Source organism: Bacillus sp. RC51 (assembly GCF_044908115.1).
Lineage (GTDB): Bacteria > Bacillota > Bacilli > Bacillales > Bacillaceae_G > Bacillus_A > Bacillus_A mycoides.
On record NZ_JBIYCW010000005.1, the window covers coordinates 260,394 to 275,612 of the forward strand.

Here is a 15,219-nt window from a genome sequence, read left to right on the forward strand (position 1 = left end):
GCGTGATGTAAAACCATAAAAAGATAGAATGGAGCTGGTGATTGTGCAAGCGACGGAGCAAACACAAAGTTTGAAAAAAACAGATGAAAAGTACCTTTGGCATGCGATGAGAGGAGCAGCCCCTAGTCCAACGAATTTAATTATCACAAAAGCAGAAGGGGCATGGGTGACGGATATTGATGGAAACCGTTATTTAGACGGTATGTCCGGTCTTTGGTGCGTGAATGTTGGGTATGGTCGAAAAGAGCTTGCAAGAGCGGCGTTTGAGCAGCTTGAAGAAATGCCGTATTTCCCTCTGACTCAAAGTCATGTTCCTGCTATTAAATTAGCAGAAAAATTGAATGAATGGCTTGATGATGAATACGTCATTTTCTTTTCTAACAGTGGATCGGAAGCGAATGAAACAGCATTTAAAATTGCTCGTCAATATCATGAGCAAAAAGGTGATCATGGACGCTATAAGTTTATTTCCCGCTACCGCGCTTATCACGGTAACTCAATGGGAGCTCTTGCAGCAACAGGTCAAGCACAGCGAAAGTATAAATATGAACCACTCGGGCAAGGATTCCTGCATGTAGCACCGCCTGATACGTATCGAAATCCAGAGGATGTTCATACACTGGCAAGTGCTGAGGAAATCGATCGTGTCATGACATGGGAGTTAAGCCAAACAGTAGCCGGTGTGATTATGGAGCCAATTATTACAGGGGGCGGAATTTTAATGCCTCCTGATGGATATATGGGAAAAGTAAAAGAAATTTGCGAGAAGCACGGTGCGTTGCTCATTTGTGATGAAGTTATATGTGGATTTGGCCGGACAGGGAAGCCATTTGGATTTATGAATTATGGCGTCAAACCAGATATCATTACAATGGCAAAAGGTATTACAAGTGCGTATCTTCCTTTGTCAGCAACAGCAGTTAGACGAGAGGTTTATGAGGCATTCGTAGGTAGTGATGATTATGATCGCTTCCGCCATGTAAATACGTTCGGAGGAAATCCTGCTGCTTGCGCTTTAGCTTTGAAGAATTTAGAAATTATGGAGAATGAGAAACTCATTGAACGTTCCAAAGAATTGGGTGAACGACTGTTATATGAGCTAGAGGATGTAAAAGAGCATCCAAACGTAGGGGATGTTCGCGGAAAGGGCCTTCTTTTAGGCATTGAACTAGTGGAAGATAAGCAAACAAAAGAACCGGCTTCCATTGAAAAGATGAACAAAGTCATCAATGCTTGTAAAGAAAAAGGTCTAATTATTGGTAAAAATGGTGACACTGTTGCAGGTTACAATAATATTTTGCAGCTTGCTCCTCCATTAAGCATCACAGAGGAAGACTTTACTTTTATCGTTAAAACAATGAAAGAATGTTTATCCCGCATTAACGGGCAGTAAAACTCCCACCTCAAAATGCGGCTGGAGCAAAGAAGTTAGGTGGGAGATCAACTGCCCGTAAAAGCCCGATTGGTGAGGGCTAATAATCAGTGGGGGATGAACAAAAACCCCCCACTGATTAAAGTTTCACTTTAGCTCAACTTTAATTAATTATTGATAAATCTTGTTGAAAAGCGGATGAGCCTATTAGGAGATGTAACTTTAAATACTGAATGAATTACTCGAAAAGAGTAATTCCGAAAGGGTTGAGTTTATGAAAGCTGATGTTGTATTGATAAATGGAGAAGTTATTACAGTAGACCAAAAGAATACAGTAGTCGAAGCTGTAGCAATAAAAGATAATCATATCGTAGTTGTTGGCTCAAATCAGGAGGTTAAGAGTTTTATAGGAGAAAATACGGATGTAATTGACCTGCAAGGGAAAACTCTTCTTCCTGGATTCATTGATTCGCATCTTCACATCATTTCTCATGGACTAAATCAGTTGGCGGTCAGTTGTAAAGCTGAACATATTGATTCTATAGATGCTTTATTAGATGATCTGAAAAAGAAGGCCTTAGAAACGCCAAAAGGTGAATGGATACGTGCTTGGGGCTTTAATGAAACCGCTGTGAAGGAAAAGCGTTATCCAACAATTACTGAGTTGGATGAAATTTCAGTTGAACACCCTATTATTATAACTCGTACTTGTCACCACATAAGCGTGGTGAACAGTAAAGCATTAGAAATTGCGCAAATTAACGAGAACACACCGGATACGAATGGGGGAGTTATTGAAAAGAATCAGGCAGGAAGGCTTACAGGAAAGTTAATTGAAGCAGCAAATATGAGTATGAGCGAGGTTGCAAGTTATACAGAAAGTGAAATGATGAAGGCTGTGAAAATTGCATCAGATCATTTCGTTGCAGCTGGCATAACAAGTATACATGACGCAGGTGGAGATGGACCGGAGAGTTTTCGTTTACTACAACGAGCTGTGAAGAGTAGGGATATTCGTGTCCGAATATATGCAATGATATGTCAAATAAATAACTCTCATGAATTTGTTAATAAAATGGTCGAAGCTGGTGTGGTAACTGGTACCGGAGATGAAAGATTCAAAATCGGACCAGCTAAATTGTTTACAGATGGAAGTAGCACGGGGCCTACAATTGCAACCCGTAAGTCATATTCAAGTGACCCTAACAATTACGGCATTCTTTATTATAGCGAGGAAGAAATCTATAAGGTTTTAGGTGAAGCGCATAAAAAAGGCTATCAAATCACTGTACATGCACAAGGTGATAAAGCTATTGAAATGTATTTGAATTGTGTAGAAAGGGCGCTAGAGGAATCACCAAGAAAAAATCACCGTCATCGAATCGAGCATGCGGGAATTTCTTCACCAGATTTACAAGAGAGAATGAAAAAACTCGAGATGATTCCTATTCCAAATCCTCCATTTCCATATGAATTCGGAGAGATATATGTAGAGCACTATGGTGATCGTGTTAATCACATGTACGCTGCTCGTGATTTTATTGATCGTGGCATCATTGCAGCAGGTAGTTCGGATGCACCAGTTACTGACTATAATCCTTTATTAGGAATTCATGTTGCTGTCAATAGAAAAACTAAGTCTGGAATAGAGGTTGGTGCTAATCAATCTATAAGCGTAATGGAAGCTATTAAACTATACACATGGAATGGTGCTTATGCGAGTTTTGAAGAAGAGATAAAAGGAAGCATAGAGGTCGGAAAACTGGCGGATTTAGTTATATTAAATGACAGTATTTTAAGTGTCAATCCAAACCAAATTAAAGACTTAAAAGTAGAAACAACAATTATTGATGGTGAAATTATCTATCAAAAAGAACAATCAGTGAAAATGTAGCAATAAAAAAACGCCCATTCAATTGTGAGAATGATTTTAACAATTGAAGGGGCGTTTCAGTTGTTTAGTTGCGCTTTTTAAATCGTATTAATTTTCCGAGAGAATTGAAAGGATATTCGTCTACTAACAAATATTCAGATTATGAACACTAGAAAACGAACACAACCTATCATATAATTGAAAGACTATATTTTAAAATCAATGTTAATATTACCCTCCTATAAGTATTAACATGCGTAATTGAGGTGTTTTCTTTGTTGTTTTATGATCGAATTTCTATAATGACCCCTCCTGTTCCATAGCTAAGGAAAGTCTATTCATTTCTGAGATTTTCAAAGTTATAGGAGGGTATTAAAAGTGAAAAAAGTCTCAGTACCATCACTTTGGTTAATGATTATTCTTGTGGCATTTCCGCAAATTAGTGAAACGATTTACACACCGTCTTTACCGGATATTTCAAAGGCGTTGCACGTAAGTAATAATGAGGTACAGTTAACACTTAGTGTTTATTTTGCTGGATTTGCTTTAGGTGTATTTTTTATTGGATGGTTATCAGATATAATTGGTCGTCGCCCAGCAATGTTATTTGGAATTGTAGTATATGGCGCTGGAAGTTTCTTATGCTATATTGCAAATTCTATTGAATTTTTATTGTTTAGTCGTTTTATTCAAGCATTTGGAGCAAGTGCTGGTTCAGTTGTGACACAAACGATTCTTCGTGAAAGTGTAGAGGGGCATAAACGTCATGTTATGTTTGCTCAAATTTCGGCAGTCATTGCTTTTACACCAGCGATAGGTCCACTAATTGGGGGCTTTCTTGATCAAATGTTTGGATTTAAAATAGTATTTTTAAGTTTAGTTGTTATGAGTGTTGGGATTTTGTTATATACGTTTGTTTCGCTTCCGGAAACAAAAACGGAATCAGTAACGGATAAAATAAATGTGTTTTCTGTATTAAAACGGTTGATTACAAATCCGAAAGTAGTAACATATGGGTTATTAATTGGAGGAGCGAATGGTGTTTTATTTAGCTACTATGCAGAAGCGCCGTTTATCTTTATTGAATACTTTCAGTTATCGCCTAGTATGTACGGATTTCTAGGAATTGTTGTCGCTTCCGCTTCTATTATTGGAGCGAAAGTTTCAAAGCGGTTACTTGCTACTTATAAACCAGAGAAAATTATATATATCGGTTGTCTTGTAATGGCAGGGGGAGCTATCCTCTTAACTGTTATTACTTCATTTGGATCAAATCCAAACATAATATATATGATTGGATTTTTAGTAGCGATGTTTATATTGCTATTAGGAATTGGGGTAGCATTGCCTAACTGTTTAAGTTTAGCATTAGTAGATTTTCAAGATGTCATTGGTACAGCTGGAGCATTGTTTAGCTTAGGCTACTATGTAATTGTAACGATGACAATTTGGGGAATGAGTCAGCTTCATACGGGCTCGTTAATGGTGATGCCACTTTATTTTCTTGTTATTGTAGTTATAATGATGGTGTTTACTAAGGTGTTTATTTTTGGTAAGAAAACTTCAAAATCGATTTAAATATGAAATCGTAAAAGAGTCTCATTTTTTAATGAGACTCTTTTATATTTTATGAACATAACTATAGGTATGAATATGTAATTAATATTAAAATATAACAAAGTTGTATAGTTATTGGGGAGGGTGAAACTATGTTAATGAACCTAGTATGCGCTCTACTAATCATTTCCGGACTTATTATAGTTGTGAGAAAAAATTTCATTTTAAATCATTATCTTTGTAATTTAATGGCATTCTTTTGTGCTTATATGACATCATCTACCCACGTATTAGAGCAACTTTCATTAACAAAAACAATGTTTATACTATGTTTGTTGTTTATAACTTTTGTTCTTGTATACTCACATTTCGATATTAGAGGGCTAACTGTTAACGATTATACAGTATTTAATCTTCCTTCTAGACGAGTGAATATATTAGTGAAAGAAGGGCTTACTGAAGCGGACATAGAATTTACTTTGAATAAAAATAATATATATTTATCAGGATCTCCTGTGAAAATCCGAGTATTACATAGACCGTTACATACAACTAATATTTTATTTAGGAAATGTCCAGAGAATATGAGGACAGAAATTAAAGGTATTATTGAGAAAAAGATAAAAGCTGAAGAAAAGAGTTTTCCGCTTTCAGGTGTAGTGTTGATTGTATTAAGTATAGTTATATTTTTCTTGAAATAGGAGATGGGAAAGAGAAAATTTATATGTAAGCATTGGGTAAACAAGAGAGGGAGAAGTTAGTAATATTATAGTTTTACTGATATATTAAATTCCCTGCATGATTTGTTAATCAAACATGCGGGGAATTACATTATGAACTATAAAAATTGAAGTACATGAGGTATGAAACCGAGGCGGATATTTTCTCCTCGGTTATTTATATTGTAATAATATTCACACTAGAATCATATTGAATAGATGTATTTTATTGTTAATTTAGTTAAAAATTAATCAAACTAATATATAATAATTTACCGAAAAAATAATTGAACTTTTCAGATAAATGAATTAATATGAAGTGAGCAATTTTAAGTTTTATAGAAAATAGGAAGATGAGGGGTTTTGGGAATTTTATAAGAGGCAAAATGAGATTTTAGGATAGCTTTAAAGTTAGTCTAAAATGACATTTGTTTCATCATTTTCAGGGCCAAACAGGAATTAGGGTACACCATCTTATTTTAAATGCGGCTATGAATCATCTAAGAGGGGGAAATGAAGTGGCAAACAAAGAATTGAAAAGGGGCTTAGAAGCACGTCATATTCAAATGATTGCTTTAGGCGGAACAATTGGTGTTGGTTTGTTTATGGGGTCAGCCAGCACGATTAAATGGACAGGTCCGTCAGTAATGCTTGCATATGCAATCGCAGGTGTTTTCATCTTCTTCATTATGCGTGCCATGGGAGAAATGTTGTATATGGAGCCAAGCACAGGTTCATTTGCGACATTTGGTCACAAATATATTCATCCGTTAGCTGGTTATATGACAGCGTGGAGTAACTGGTTCCAGTGGGTTATTGTTGGGATGTCAGAGATTATCGCAGTTGGAGCGTATATGAAATATTGGTTCCCGGATTTACCGGCTTGGATACCTGGTATTATCGCGATGGTCATTCTTGGTGCGGCTAACTTAATTTCTGTTAAGTCATTTGGTGAATTTGAATTTTGGTTTGCGATGATTAAAATCGTTACGATTTTATTAATGATTATTGCCGGATTCGGCCTCATTTTCTTCGGAATTGGGAATGGAGGAGAAGCAATCGGCATATCTAATCTTTGGGCAAACGGCGGTTTCTTTACAGGTGGTTTTTCAGGATTTTTCTTTGCATTATCACTTGTAGTTGGGGCGTATCAAGGTGTGGAATTAATCGGGATTACTGCTGGTGAAGCGAAGAATCCGAAGAAGACACTTACAAGAGCGATCCAAAGTACAATTTGGCGTATTTTAATTTTCTATATTGGTGCTATTTTCGTTATTGTAACTGTTTATCCTTGGGATCAATTAAGTTCAATTGGTAGTCCGTTCGTAGCAACTTTTGCGAAAGTTGGTATTACGGCAGCTGCGGGACTTATTAACTTCGTTGTTATTACAGCCGCAATGTCTGGTTGTAACAGTGGTATTTATAGTGCTGGACGTATGCTTTATACACTAGGAGTAAATGGACAAGCACCGAAATACTTTACGAAGATCTCTAATAACGGTGTACCTTTATTCGGTACAGTTGGTGTAATTATCGGTTTAGCGGTTGGTGTTGTTTTAAGTTATATTGCACCGAAAAACTTATTCGTATATGTATATAGTGCGAGTGTACTTCCTGGTATGGTGCCATGGTTTGTCATTTTAATTAGTCAAATTAATTTTAGAAAAGAAAAAGGAGCAGAGATGAAAGATCATCCGTTCAAAATGCCATTTGCTCCTGTTACAAACTATTTGACAATTGCCTTTTTAATTATGGTATTAATCGGAATGTGGTTTAACGATGATACGCGTATTTCATTAGTTGTAGGTATTGTTTTCTTAGCTATCGTCACAATTAGTTTCTATGCTTTCGGAATAGGGAAACGACCTCCGTTAGACGTTCAAAATGATCAAGAGATTTCAAGTAAATAAAGATAGTAAAAAGTCCGATTTCTCGTTTAGAAATCGGACTTTTTATTATTAAAATTTCTCTACAACGATCTTTCCAATTGTACGCCCACTTTCAAGTTGTGCATGTGCTTTCTTTATGTTTTCAGCGTTAATTGGTGTGAATGTTTCATTTAATGTAGTCTTTAAAATGCCTTCATCTAATAGCTCGCTTACTTTATTTAATAGTTCGTGCTGCGTACTCATATCACCAGTTTCATACATCGCTTTTGTAAACATAAACTCCCAAACGAATGTAGCACTTTTACTTTTTAAAATTCCCATCTCAAGAGGGTGTTCATTTTCTACGATAGAGCAAATTTTACCTTGTGGTTTAATGATGTCACCCATCGCGTGCCAATGCTGATCAGTATTGTTTAAGCAGAAGATATAATCTACATCTTTTAGCCCAAATTCTAATATTTGATCTTTTAAAGGTTGGTGATGATTAACTATATAATCGGCACCGAATTTTTCCACCCAGTGTATAGTTTCGTTGCGGGATGCGGTTGCGATTACGTTTAGTCCAGCCCATTTAGCTAACTGAATAGCAATCGAGCCAACACCACCAGCTCCGCCGATAATTAAAATGTTTTTAAATGAATTTTCATCTTTCTTATTATAATCAATCCCTAAACGTTCAAACAAACCTTCCCATGCGGTAATGGCTGTTAAAGGAAGTGCTGCAGATTCAGCATCACTTAACGTTTTTGGTTTTTTACCAACAATTCTTTCATCAACTAAATGGTATTCACTGTATGTACCTTGCCTTGTAATGCTTCCAGCGTAAAACACTTCATCGCCTTCTTTAAATAACGTACAACCATCGCCAGTTTGCACGACAACACCGCTAGCATCCCAGCCAAGTATTTTTGCTATATCTTCTTTTTTATCTTTCGGAGATCGAACTTTTGTATCAACTGGATTAACGGAAATAGCGTTAATCTTTACAAGTATATCTCTTCCTGTGGCAACAGGTCTTTCAACTTCAATATCAATTAAACTGTTTTCTTCTTCAATAGGTAAGTATTCATGTAAACCAATTGCTTTCATTTTTATTCCCTCCATTAAAGTAAGAGTCTTTTTCTCTTTTATTATAGATGCAGAAAGGTTGTTATGTAAAAAAGTACACTCATTTTTATACTGTCATTGGATTGGTTTTAAAATTCTGACAAATAATATACAATTAGTATAGAAAATAATACGAGGTGAATGACTAATGACAGCAAAACTAAGAAAAAGTGATTATGTAATCGTAATGGCAATTATTATAATGTATTCGTTAATTGGTCACGTATTAAATTTAGATATCTTAAAAGTGATGGCTATTCAACAAAATGGATTTAGTATTAGTTTTGTAGGTATTGCTATATGTTATATCACAGCTAGGTTATTGTTTTTTGCTATTCGGAAATTAAAAAATGATGAGTAATGCTGTAATGAAGAAATTGTGAACAACCTAAAAATAATAGTTGAAACAGTGGAAGAAGAGAAGGAGTTTATTTCTAGTAGGAAGAATTTTTTACTGTATTGTTTTATTCAAAACTAAATGTAAAGGTGGATACATAATGACAGTAAAGAAGCTTTATTTCGTCCCAGCAGGTCGTTGTATGTTGGATCATTCGTCTGTTAACAGTACATTAACACCAGGGAAATTATTAGACTTACCGGTTTGGTGTTATCTTTTGGAGACTGAAGAAGGACCTATTTTAGTAGATACAGGTATGCCAGAAAGTGCGGTTAATAATGAAGGCCTTTTTAACGGTACATTTGTTGAAGGACAGATTTTACCGAAAATGACTGAAGAAGATAGAATCGTAAATATTTTAAAGCGTGCAGGGTATGAGCCAGAAGACCTTCTGTATATTATTAGTTCTCACTTACATTTTGATCATGCAGGAGGAAATGGTGCTTTTACAAATACACCGATTATTGTGCAGCGTACTGAATATGAGGCGGCACAATATAGTGAAGAATATATGAAAGAATGTATCTTGCCAAATTTAAACTACAAAATCATTGAAGGGGATTATGAAGTCGTACCAGGAGTTCAATTATTGTATACACCAGGACATACTCCGGGGCATCAGTCACTATTCATTGAGACAGAGAACTCTGGCCCAGTGTTATTAACGATAGATGCATCGTATAGGAAAGAAAATTTTGAAGATGAAGTGCCGTTCGCTGGATTTGATTCGGAATTAGCTTTATCTTCAATTAAGCGTTTAAAAGAAGTTGTTAGGAAAGAGAACCCAATTGTTTTCTTTGGACATGATATAGAGCAGGAAAAGAGCTGTAAAGTGTTCCCTGAATATTTATAGTGAAAAAAGTCATGAGCTCACTTCAAGGAGCTCATGACTTTTTCTATTAAATAACCTTTTTAAATAAGTTATATACTTTTTTCGAATTACCTTCATTTAATTGATAATAAGTAAGGTCTACGTCATCAGGAGTGTTTTGATGGGCAATCATAACTTCACTACTGTTGTTATCTACTATCCAAATTAAATATTGTTTATAAGTTCCATCTTGGAAAGTAATCCACATGTTACAATCTACTAAATCAGAACCTTCTTCATCTAGCGTTAAATCGCCTTTTTTTGCTGTATCCATACTGTTAATGAATGTTTTTAATTCATCTGTTTTTGTAAGGAAGATAGATTTTTTTGTCTTAAGCGACTCTACATGTATATCTTTTATTTCCTGTTTTCCTAAAAAAACAGGAGGTGCATTTGGGTCTCTTTGAGTTGAAATAATAGTAGCTTTCTTCTTTGGTTTACTTGCTGTATAGAGATCTTGAATAGATTTTCCAGAGTTTAAAAACCATACGGTTCCAAAAATGATCAATGCGCTACCTAGCAGTAAAATGATTTTCTTAATAGAATATTCTCCTCTCTATTACTTCATGTGAAGAGCTTTTCTACTAATATATGATAGGTAAGCGTAAAGTATTATAGTTGAACGTGATTATGCTTCACGGTTTTTATAGGGCGATCAATGAGTAAATTGTAAGTGAGCCCTATTAATACGAGAATTCCACCGATAATTTTTCCGGTTGATAGTTCGTGTGACAGGAAGAAATCGATGATAGTCCCCGTAAACAATTGTCCGATAAAGATGAGTAACGTTAAATAAAATGCTGATATTTTAGGAGTAATATAGTTTGATAATGAGATGACGATAACGCCTACTAATCCGCCTAAGTATACAGCGATAGGTATGGATTGTAACGTATGACTAGAAATATACAACGAATCTGAACTGAAAATTAAAAATAACATGGAGAAAAATAATCCAGTAATATAATTGAAAAATGTGCCTTCCCAATTTCCAATTTCCTTTGCTAAATTCGCGTTAATAATTCTAGCAACAACGATAGAAACACCAGCTAAAATAGCGATACAAATATATAACATTTTCTTACCTCCATTAGTAAATTGTCATGACTATAATTCCAGAAGAGATGAATACTAATCCAATTAATTTTTTCTTATCAAACTTCGAAACTTTCATTCCTAATAAACCGAAATGATCAATAACTATGGAAGCGATGGATTGGCCAAGTAAGCTTAATGCAATCGTAATAGAGGCACCAAGAGCAGAGAAACTTATATTATTAAAAAGAACAGTGAATACTCCAATTGCCCCAGCGCTATATAAAAAAAGTGGAATACCTTTATCAAAATGGAGTTTATTTTTGTTAAGGATTAAAACGAAAATAACTGCTATTAAACCGACAAGATGAATGACAACGCTTGCTGTATACTTGCCAATTAACTCAGATAATATCCCATTCAATGGGAGCATAATGGCAATAAGCACACCAATAAAGACAGAAAGAAAGTTATACAATGTAATATCCCCTTTTTATATTTCATATTTGTAATGACTGTATCATGCTGAAATTGTGTATTACTATGACATATGTCATAGTGAAAGAAGAAAATTTTGTTTACAATTGGGATGAGTTGTAAAGGTGGGGGACTATGAAGAAAGTATGTAATCCTAATAAATTAGCAGAGTATATGAAACAAAATAATATTGATTCATTTTTTAGTAGTGATATGAAACCATATATGGAACTTATATTTTTTAAAAAGAATGAGTTCATTTGCAGAGAAAACGAAGAGATAGATTATTTATATTTCTTTGTTGAAGGAAAAGCGAAAGCGTTTAACACATTAAGTAACGGGAAATCGGTATTATTATGTTTTTATGATAGTTTGCAGTTACTAGGAGATGTGGAGTTAATTCATTCTCAAAAGACTGCTTCAAACGTACAAGTGATGGCAGATTCGTATTGTGTTGGGCTACCTTTAGGGAAAGTGAGAAATCAATTATTTCATGATGCGAAATTTTTAAGATGTATTTGCGGTTCTTTAGCCCATAAATTAAATCGACTTTCAAAAAATAGTACAATTAATTTACTGTATCCACTTGAAAATCGACTTGCGAGTTACATGTTAGCAGCAGGGGAACGGGCGGTTCAGCACGGAAATAGAATTGTGTTTAGTGGGAATTTAACGGAAATAGCTGAATTGTTAGGGACGAGTTATCGGCATTTATTACGTACATTAAATACCTTTTGTGATAAAGGGATAATACAGAAAAACAATGGATGCTTTGAAGTGATGAATGTGGATGTTTTGCGGGAATTGGCGGCGGATGTTTATAAATAGAATAATATTTTATGAGGAACGGGTTTAGGATTAGAAGTACTAAAAAATCCTTTATTAGATTGGAAAGTTGAGTTAAGGACTTGGCGAATAAAATAAAGAACTACTCTTTTATATTTTGGAGATATATTGTGTAGCAAAAAAATAGATCAGTAGCAACAGCTACTGATCATCCATATGTACATGAATTAGGAGAGGTCAAACATTTCAAACGTTTATTAGCTTTAGTATAATAGATTTTCATGAAATAAAAAACTGAAAATTATAATTTTTTGTTGAGAAAGTTTTTTGTATCGAAATATATATAAAAACGGGGATTTCTATTGAAAGAAAATATGATATTTATCCCGCATTAACGGCCAGTAAGATTCCCACCTCAAAATTCGGCACATGCGAGGAAGTTAGGTGAGAGATCAACTGCCCGTAAAAGCCCGATTGGTGAGGGCTAATAATCAGAGGGACAAAAGTCCCTCTGATTAAAGTTTCACTTTATATTTTAGTAAAGTATGATATAGTCTATATAAGATTGATTTCCTTAAAATATCTTTTTTGTATAGTAATTACATTCACAGTTGGGAAGGGGAACAGATTGTGAAGTTTGATGATCAACGTCTACTAGGAATACGATTAGGTTCTGTACTCATAACAGAAGAAAATCAATATTTAGTAATTAAGAAGAAAGATCATTATGCACTATTAAACATACATAATTTAGAATGCACACATGTCGAAGTGCAGTTAGAACATATTGAAGAACTGCTGCATGAGGATTTCCAAGAAAGTATAACGGAAATTATCGCACCAGAACATATTAAAATTGTGGTGAAAAATGTTATATAAAGAAAGAAGCTGGGAGGATCAGCTTCTTTCTTTGTTTTACTTCGTTAATTATAAGGATAACATTTTTAAAATCTCACCAATAATTCCATCCTTTTGATGAACACCTAAATCCGAGTTCGTCATAATAACAGCGCCATTACCTCGGTATGGATTACATACCATCATACATTGAAATCCAACACCCCAGCCAAGTGAATGAATTTGTAAGTCTTCATTAGAATACTCTAGAAAAAGACCTAACCCAGTCCATTTGGTGAATCCTTGAGGAGAAATCATATCTTGTACTGTTTTTTGAGAAAGTTCCAGTTTGCTATTTCCTTGTAAGGAATGAATGAGTCCGAGTACTAAAGTTGATAAGTCAGTTGGTGTTGTCCAAACGCCTGAAGCTGCTGCGAATGGATAAAATGGATACTTCTCATTTGTTACAGTTCCATCTTTATTATGCCCGCAAGCAAAAGCATCGGTTTTATCTATGTCTTCGGGAGAGAAGAGTGTACTATTTTTCATTTGTAGTGGCTGAAAAATAAATTCTTCAAGTAAAAGGTTAAACGATTTTCCAGTAATATCTTCAAGTAGTTGTTCGATAATACAAAAATTTGCGTCAGAGTAGTGGAATTGGCTTTCTGGTGCATAAGTTACTTCTATAGGTACTGGGCAATATAATGTTTTACCAGCAAGGAGCTCATCCATTTTAGGTAGTCCTTGTGCAAGTGTATAATGTTCAAAACCATTGGGAGGATCAATGATTCCAGATTGGTGACTTAATAAGTTTCGCAGCGTGACTTTTTTCTGTGAAGTAAATAGATTGGTAGGGATGTTCCAAGATGTGAGTCTATCATTTACGTCTTCATCTAAATGTACGATTCCTTGATCTGATAACGTTAGTACAAGCATTGAAGTGATGAATTTGCTAATAGAACAAGAATTGAATATGGAATTCGTAGTGACAGTTCTAGTTGTTCCAGATTCAAGTGTTCCGAAAGCAGTAGCTTCATCAAGTTTACCGTCACGTATAACGGCAAAGCTTAACCCTGCAACAGAATATTGGTTCATTTTCTCATAGATATTGTTACTTTTTAAGTTCATAGTGACTCCTTTCTTTTAAAAACAGAATATTAATTTTATTATACATTGTAAATCTATGAGAGGTGATGTGGAGGGGATTAAAAATTAGTTTTAGTATAGGGAAAGAGAATAAAAGAAAACACCTCATCATTTTTGATGAAGTGCCCTCTGTTATTTTGCAGAAATTCGCATTATAAGCTGAAGTAATTTAACTCTATACATATATATTAGCCATAGAGCTGATATGTAGGAAATAAGTGCTCCTTTGTTTTCGAAAGGCGCATTGAAAGCAAGCCAGCCAACGATATCAAATAATAAATGTAGTGCAAATGAAAGAACTACAAATTGTAGTAACGTCTTAAAAAATCTTTTCATAAAGTGTCCCCCTAAAATAAAAGGTTTTATCAACAATGTTGTATATTACTTTTATACATTAAATGTGTTTGATGGTAAAATTTACATAAATTAGTGAAATAAAACAAATGAAAGTTAATGAGGAGGAATAGTCATGGGATTTTGGATGATCATACCGATAGCGGTCTTTGGATTTATTTATATTGCTGAAAAAATAAATAGAATCGAAAAGAAAAATGATGCACGTTTAAAGAAGATTGAAGATAAATTACAATTAATCACGAAAGAAATGGGAATTGTAGAAAGAGAACCTGAGATTAATAAAGAATTACGCCAGCTTGTAGAAGAAGGAAAAACAGTTACAGCAGTTAAGAGAGTAAGAGAGGCTTTTGGATTTTCATTGTTAGAAGCAAAGCAATATGTCGATAAATTATGAAAAAGATCATCCATTTGGATGATCTTTTTTACTGAACCATACGTGTATTTACATATGCGGCTATTATGACGTGTCCAATTACAATGATAGGAATAACGATTTTGACATTAGGAGTAATGAAGACACTACCAATTGTGGCGATAACACCAGCGCTTAAATTATAAAGGCCAATAATTTTTGATAACTTCACTTTATCTGGTACACGGCGTTCATTGAATCCTGATAAGAGCCAAGTGTATTGTTTTACTCCGATGAAATAAGCTAATGCAAATGAAATGATTGCTAGTATGAATAATGATGGGGAAGCGAAGAGAGTCATTGAAAACACCTCCGTTAATAGGCTATAAATAAATTATAGTATGAATGTTATAATTTAACAAAATACAATTTTGATTTTAAGTG

Annotated in this window: 17 protein-coding genes; 10 read left to right on the forward strand and 7 right to left on the reverse strand. The window is 34.5% G+C overall.

Translation table 11 applies throughout. The features are described 5' to 3' along the window. Positions 1-28 precede the first annotated feature (28 nt). From ABH959_RS13525 to ABH959_RS13545, 5 genes are all read left to right on the forward strand, one after another. Positions 29-1,393, forward strand: a complete 1,365-nt coding sequence (locus tag ABH959_RS13525) for an aspartate aminotransferase family protein (protein ID WP_181777891.1) — start codon at positions 29-31, stop codon at positions 1,391-1,393. A gap of 253 nt (positions 1,394-1,646) precedes the next feature. Continuing rightward, positions 1,647-3,266: an amidohydrolase gene (locus tag ABH959_RS13530; protein ID WP_404492706.1), complete on the forward strand. Its 1,620-nt coding sequence runs from the start codon at positions 1,647-1,649 to the stop codon at positions 3,264-3,266. 357 nt (positions 3,267-3,623) lie between these two features. Beyond that, positions 3,624-4,823 (forward strand): multidrug effflux MFS transporter, encoded by a 1,200-nt coding sequence (locus ABH959_RS13535; protein WP_113936008.1) that lies wholly within the window; start codon positions 3,624-3,626, stop codon positions 4,821-4,823. 131 nt (positions 4,824-4,954) lie between these two features. After that, positions 4,955-5,503, forward strand: coding sequence for a hypothetical protein (locus ABH959_RS13540; protein ID WP_404492707.1), 549 nt, complete (start codon positions 4,955-4,957; stop codon positions 5,501-5,503). A gap of 536 nt (positions 5,504-6,039) precedes the next feature. Further along, positions 6,040-7,431 carry an amino acid permease gene (locus tag ABH959_RS13545; protein ID WP_141110017.1) on the forward strand — a complete coding sequence of 464 codons (1,392 nt, stop codon included), beginning with the start codon at positions 6,040-6,042 and terminating at the stop codon, positions 7,429-7,431. A 48-nt stretch (positions 7,432-7,479) separates the two neighbouring features. Here the strand turns inward: ABH959_RS13545 and ABH959_RS13550 are convergent, their stop codons facing one another. Next, positions 7,480-8,499: a zinc-binding alcohol dehydrogenase family protein gene (locus ABH959_RS13550; protein ID WP_113735950.1), complete on the reverse strand. Its 1,020-nt coding sequence runs from the start codon at positions 8,497-8,499 to the stop codon at positions 7,480-7,482. 166 nt (positions 8,500-8,665) lie between these two features. Here ABH959_RS13550 and ABH959_RS13555 point away from each other — a divergent pair, with 166 nt between their 5' ends. Together ABH959_RS13555 and aiiA are read left to right on the forward strand one after the other, a co-directional pair. Next, positions 8,666-8,878, forward strand: coding sequence for a hypothetical protein (locus ABH959_RS13555; RefSeq protein ID WP_061675399.1), 213 nt, complete (start codon positions 8,666-8,668; stop codon positions 8,876-8,878). 136 nt (positions 8,879-9,014) lie between these two features. After that, positions 9,015-9,767 (forward strand): quorum-quenching N-acyl homoserine lactonase AiiA, encoded by a 753-nt coding sequence (gene aiiA / locus ABH959_RS13560; protein WP_404492708.1) that lies wholly within the window; start codon positions 9,015-9,017, stop codon positions 9,765-9,767. 46 nt (positions 9,768-9,813) lie between these two features. Here aiiA and ABH959_RS13565 read toward each other — a convergent pair whose 3' ends face one another. The 3 genes from ABH959_RS13565 to ABH959_RS13575 all read right to left on the reverse strand — a co-directional run bounded on the left by ABH959_RS13565 (position 9,814) and on the right by ABH959_RS13575 (position 11,298). Continuing rightward, positions 9,814-10,293 (reverse strand): hypothetical protein, encoded by a 480-nt coding sequence (locus ABH959_RS13565; RefSeq protein ID WP_002033404.1) that lies wholly within the window; start codon positions 10,291-10,293, stop codon positions 9,814-9,816. A 104-nt stretch (positions 10,294-10,397) separates the two neighbouring features. Then, positions 10,398-10,862, reverse strand: coding sequence for a DMT family transporter (locus ABH959_RS13570; protein ID WP_113936004.1), 465 nt, complete (start codon positions 10,860-10,862; stop codon positions 10,398-10,400). A gap of 13 nt (positions 10,863-10,875) precedes the next feature. After that, positions 10,876-11,298, reverse strand: a complete 423-nt coding sequence (locus ABH959_RS13575) for a DMT family transporter (protein ID WP_061689262.1) — start codon at positions 11,296-11,298, stop codon at positions 10,876-10,878. 134 nt (positions 11,299-11,432) lie between these two features. On the opposite strand from ABH959_RS13575, the gene yeiL reads away from it, so the two are divergent. Together yeiL and ABH959_RS13585 are read left to right on the forward strand one after the other, a co-directional pair. Beyond that, positions 11,433-12,125 carry a transcriptional regulator YeiL gene (gene yeiL / locus ABH959_RS13580; RefSeq protein ID WP_404492709.1) on the forward strand — a complete coding sequence of 231 codons (693 nt, stop codon included), beginning with the start codon at positions 11,433-11,435 and terminating at the stop codon, positions 12,123-12,125. Positions 12,126-12,713: 588 nt separating this feature from the next. Further along, complete coding sequence (locus ABH959_RS13585; RefSeq protein WP_002087603.1) at positions 12,714-12,962, forward strand: hypothetical protein; 249 nt, start codon at positions 12,714-12,716, stop codon at positions 12,960-12,962. 48 nt (positions 12,963-13,010) lie between these two features. On the opposite strand, the gene ABH959_RS13590 is transcribed toward ABH959_RS13585, so the two are convergent. Together ABH959_RS13590 and ABH959_RS13595 are read right to left on the reverse strand one after the other, a co-directional pair. Continuing rightward, on the reverse strand, positions 13,011-14,048 hold the full coding sequence (locus ABH959_RS13590) for a serine hydrolase domain-containing protein (RefSeq protein WP_404492710.1): 1,038 nt from the start codon (positions 14,046-14,048) through the stop codon (positions 13,011-13,013). A gap of 150 nt (positions 14,049-14,198) precedes the next feature. Then, entirely contained in the window at positions 14,199-14,402 is a 204-nt protein-coding gene (locus tag ABH959_RS13595; protein WP_404492711.1) for a hypothetical protein, read from the reverse strand. 133 nt (positions 14,403-14,535) lie between these two features. Here ABH959_RS13595 and ABH959_RS13600 point away from each other — a divergent pair, with 133 nt between their 5' ends. After that, a complete protein-coding gene (locus ABH959_RS13600; RefSeq protein WP_404492712.1) occupies positions 14,536-14,817 on the forward strand; it encodes a hypothetical protein in 282 nt (93 codons plus the stop codon). Between the two features lie 28 nt (positions 14,818-14,845). Here ABH959_RS13600 and ABH959_RS13605 read toward each other — a convergent pair whose 3' ends face one another. Further along, the gene (locus ABH959_RS13605; RefSeq protein ID WP_113935997.1) at positions 14,846-15,136 is read right to left on the reverse strand and encodes a DUF3784 domain-containing protein; all 291 of its coding nucleotides are present in this window, start codon (positions 15,134-15,136) and stop codon (positions 14,846-14,848) included. Positions 15,137-15,219: the final 83 nt, after the last annotated feature.

What these genes read in the sequence shown, in the direction of transcription:
- ABH959_RS13590 (WP_404492710.1), bottom strand. Translation starts at nt 14,048, where the DNA reads ATGAACTTAAAAAGTAACAATATCTATGAGAAAATGAACCAATATTCT.
- ABH959_RS13540 (WP_404492707.1), top strand. Translation starts at nt 4,955, where the DNA reads ATGTTAATGAACCTAGTATGCGCTCTACTAATCATTTCCGGACTTATT.
- ABH959_RS13600 (WP_404492712.1), top strand. Translation starts at nt 14,536, where the DNA reads ATGGGATTTTGGATGATCATACCGATAGCGGTCTTTGGATTTATTTAT.
- ABH959_RS13530 (WP_404492706.1), top strand. Translation starts at nt 1,647, where the DNA reads ATGAAAGCTGATGTTGTATTGATAAATGGAGAAGTTATTACAGTAGAC.
- aiiA (WP_404492708.1), top strand. Translation starts at nt 9,015, where the DNA reads ATGACAGTAAAGAAGCTTTATTTCGTCCCAGCAGGTCGTTGTATGTTG.
- ABH959_RS13570 (WP_113936004.1), bottom strand. Translation starts at nt 10,862, where the DNA reads ATGTTATATATTTGTATCGCTATTTTAGCTGGTGTTTCTATCGTTGTT.
- ABH959_RS13605 (WP_113935997.1), bottom strand. Translation starts at nt 15,136, where the DNA reads ATGACTCTCTTCGCTTCCCCATCATTATTCATACTAGCAATCATTTCA.
- ABH959_RS13555 (WP_061675399.1), top strand. Translation starts at nt 8,666, where the DNA reads ATGACAGCAAAACTAAGAAAAAGTGATTATGTAATCGTAATGGCAATT.
- ABH959_RS13525 (WP_181777891.1), top strand. Translation starts at nt 29, where the DNA reads ATGGAGCTGGTGATTGTGCAAGCGACGGAGCAAACACAAAGTTTGAAA.
- ABH959_RS13550 (WP_113735950.1), bottom strand. Translation starts at nt 8,499, where the DNA reads ATGAAAGCAATTGGTTTACATGAATACTTACCTATTGAAGAAGAAAAC.
- yeiL (WP_404492709.1), top strand. Translation starts at nt 11,433, where the DNA reads ATGAAGAAAGTATGTAATCCTAATAAATTAGCAGAGTATATGAAACAA.
- ABH959_RS13595 (WP_404492711.1), bottom strand. Translation starts at nt 14,402, where the DNA reads ATGAAAAGATTTTTTAAGACGTTACTACAATTTGTAGTTCTTTCATTT.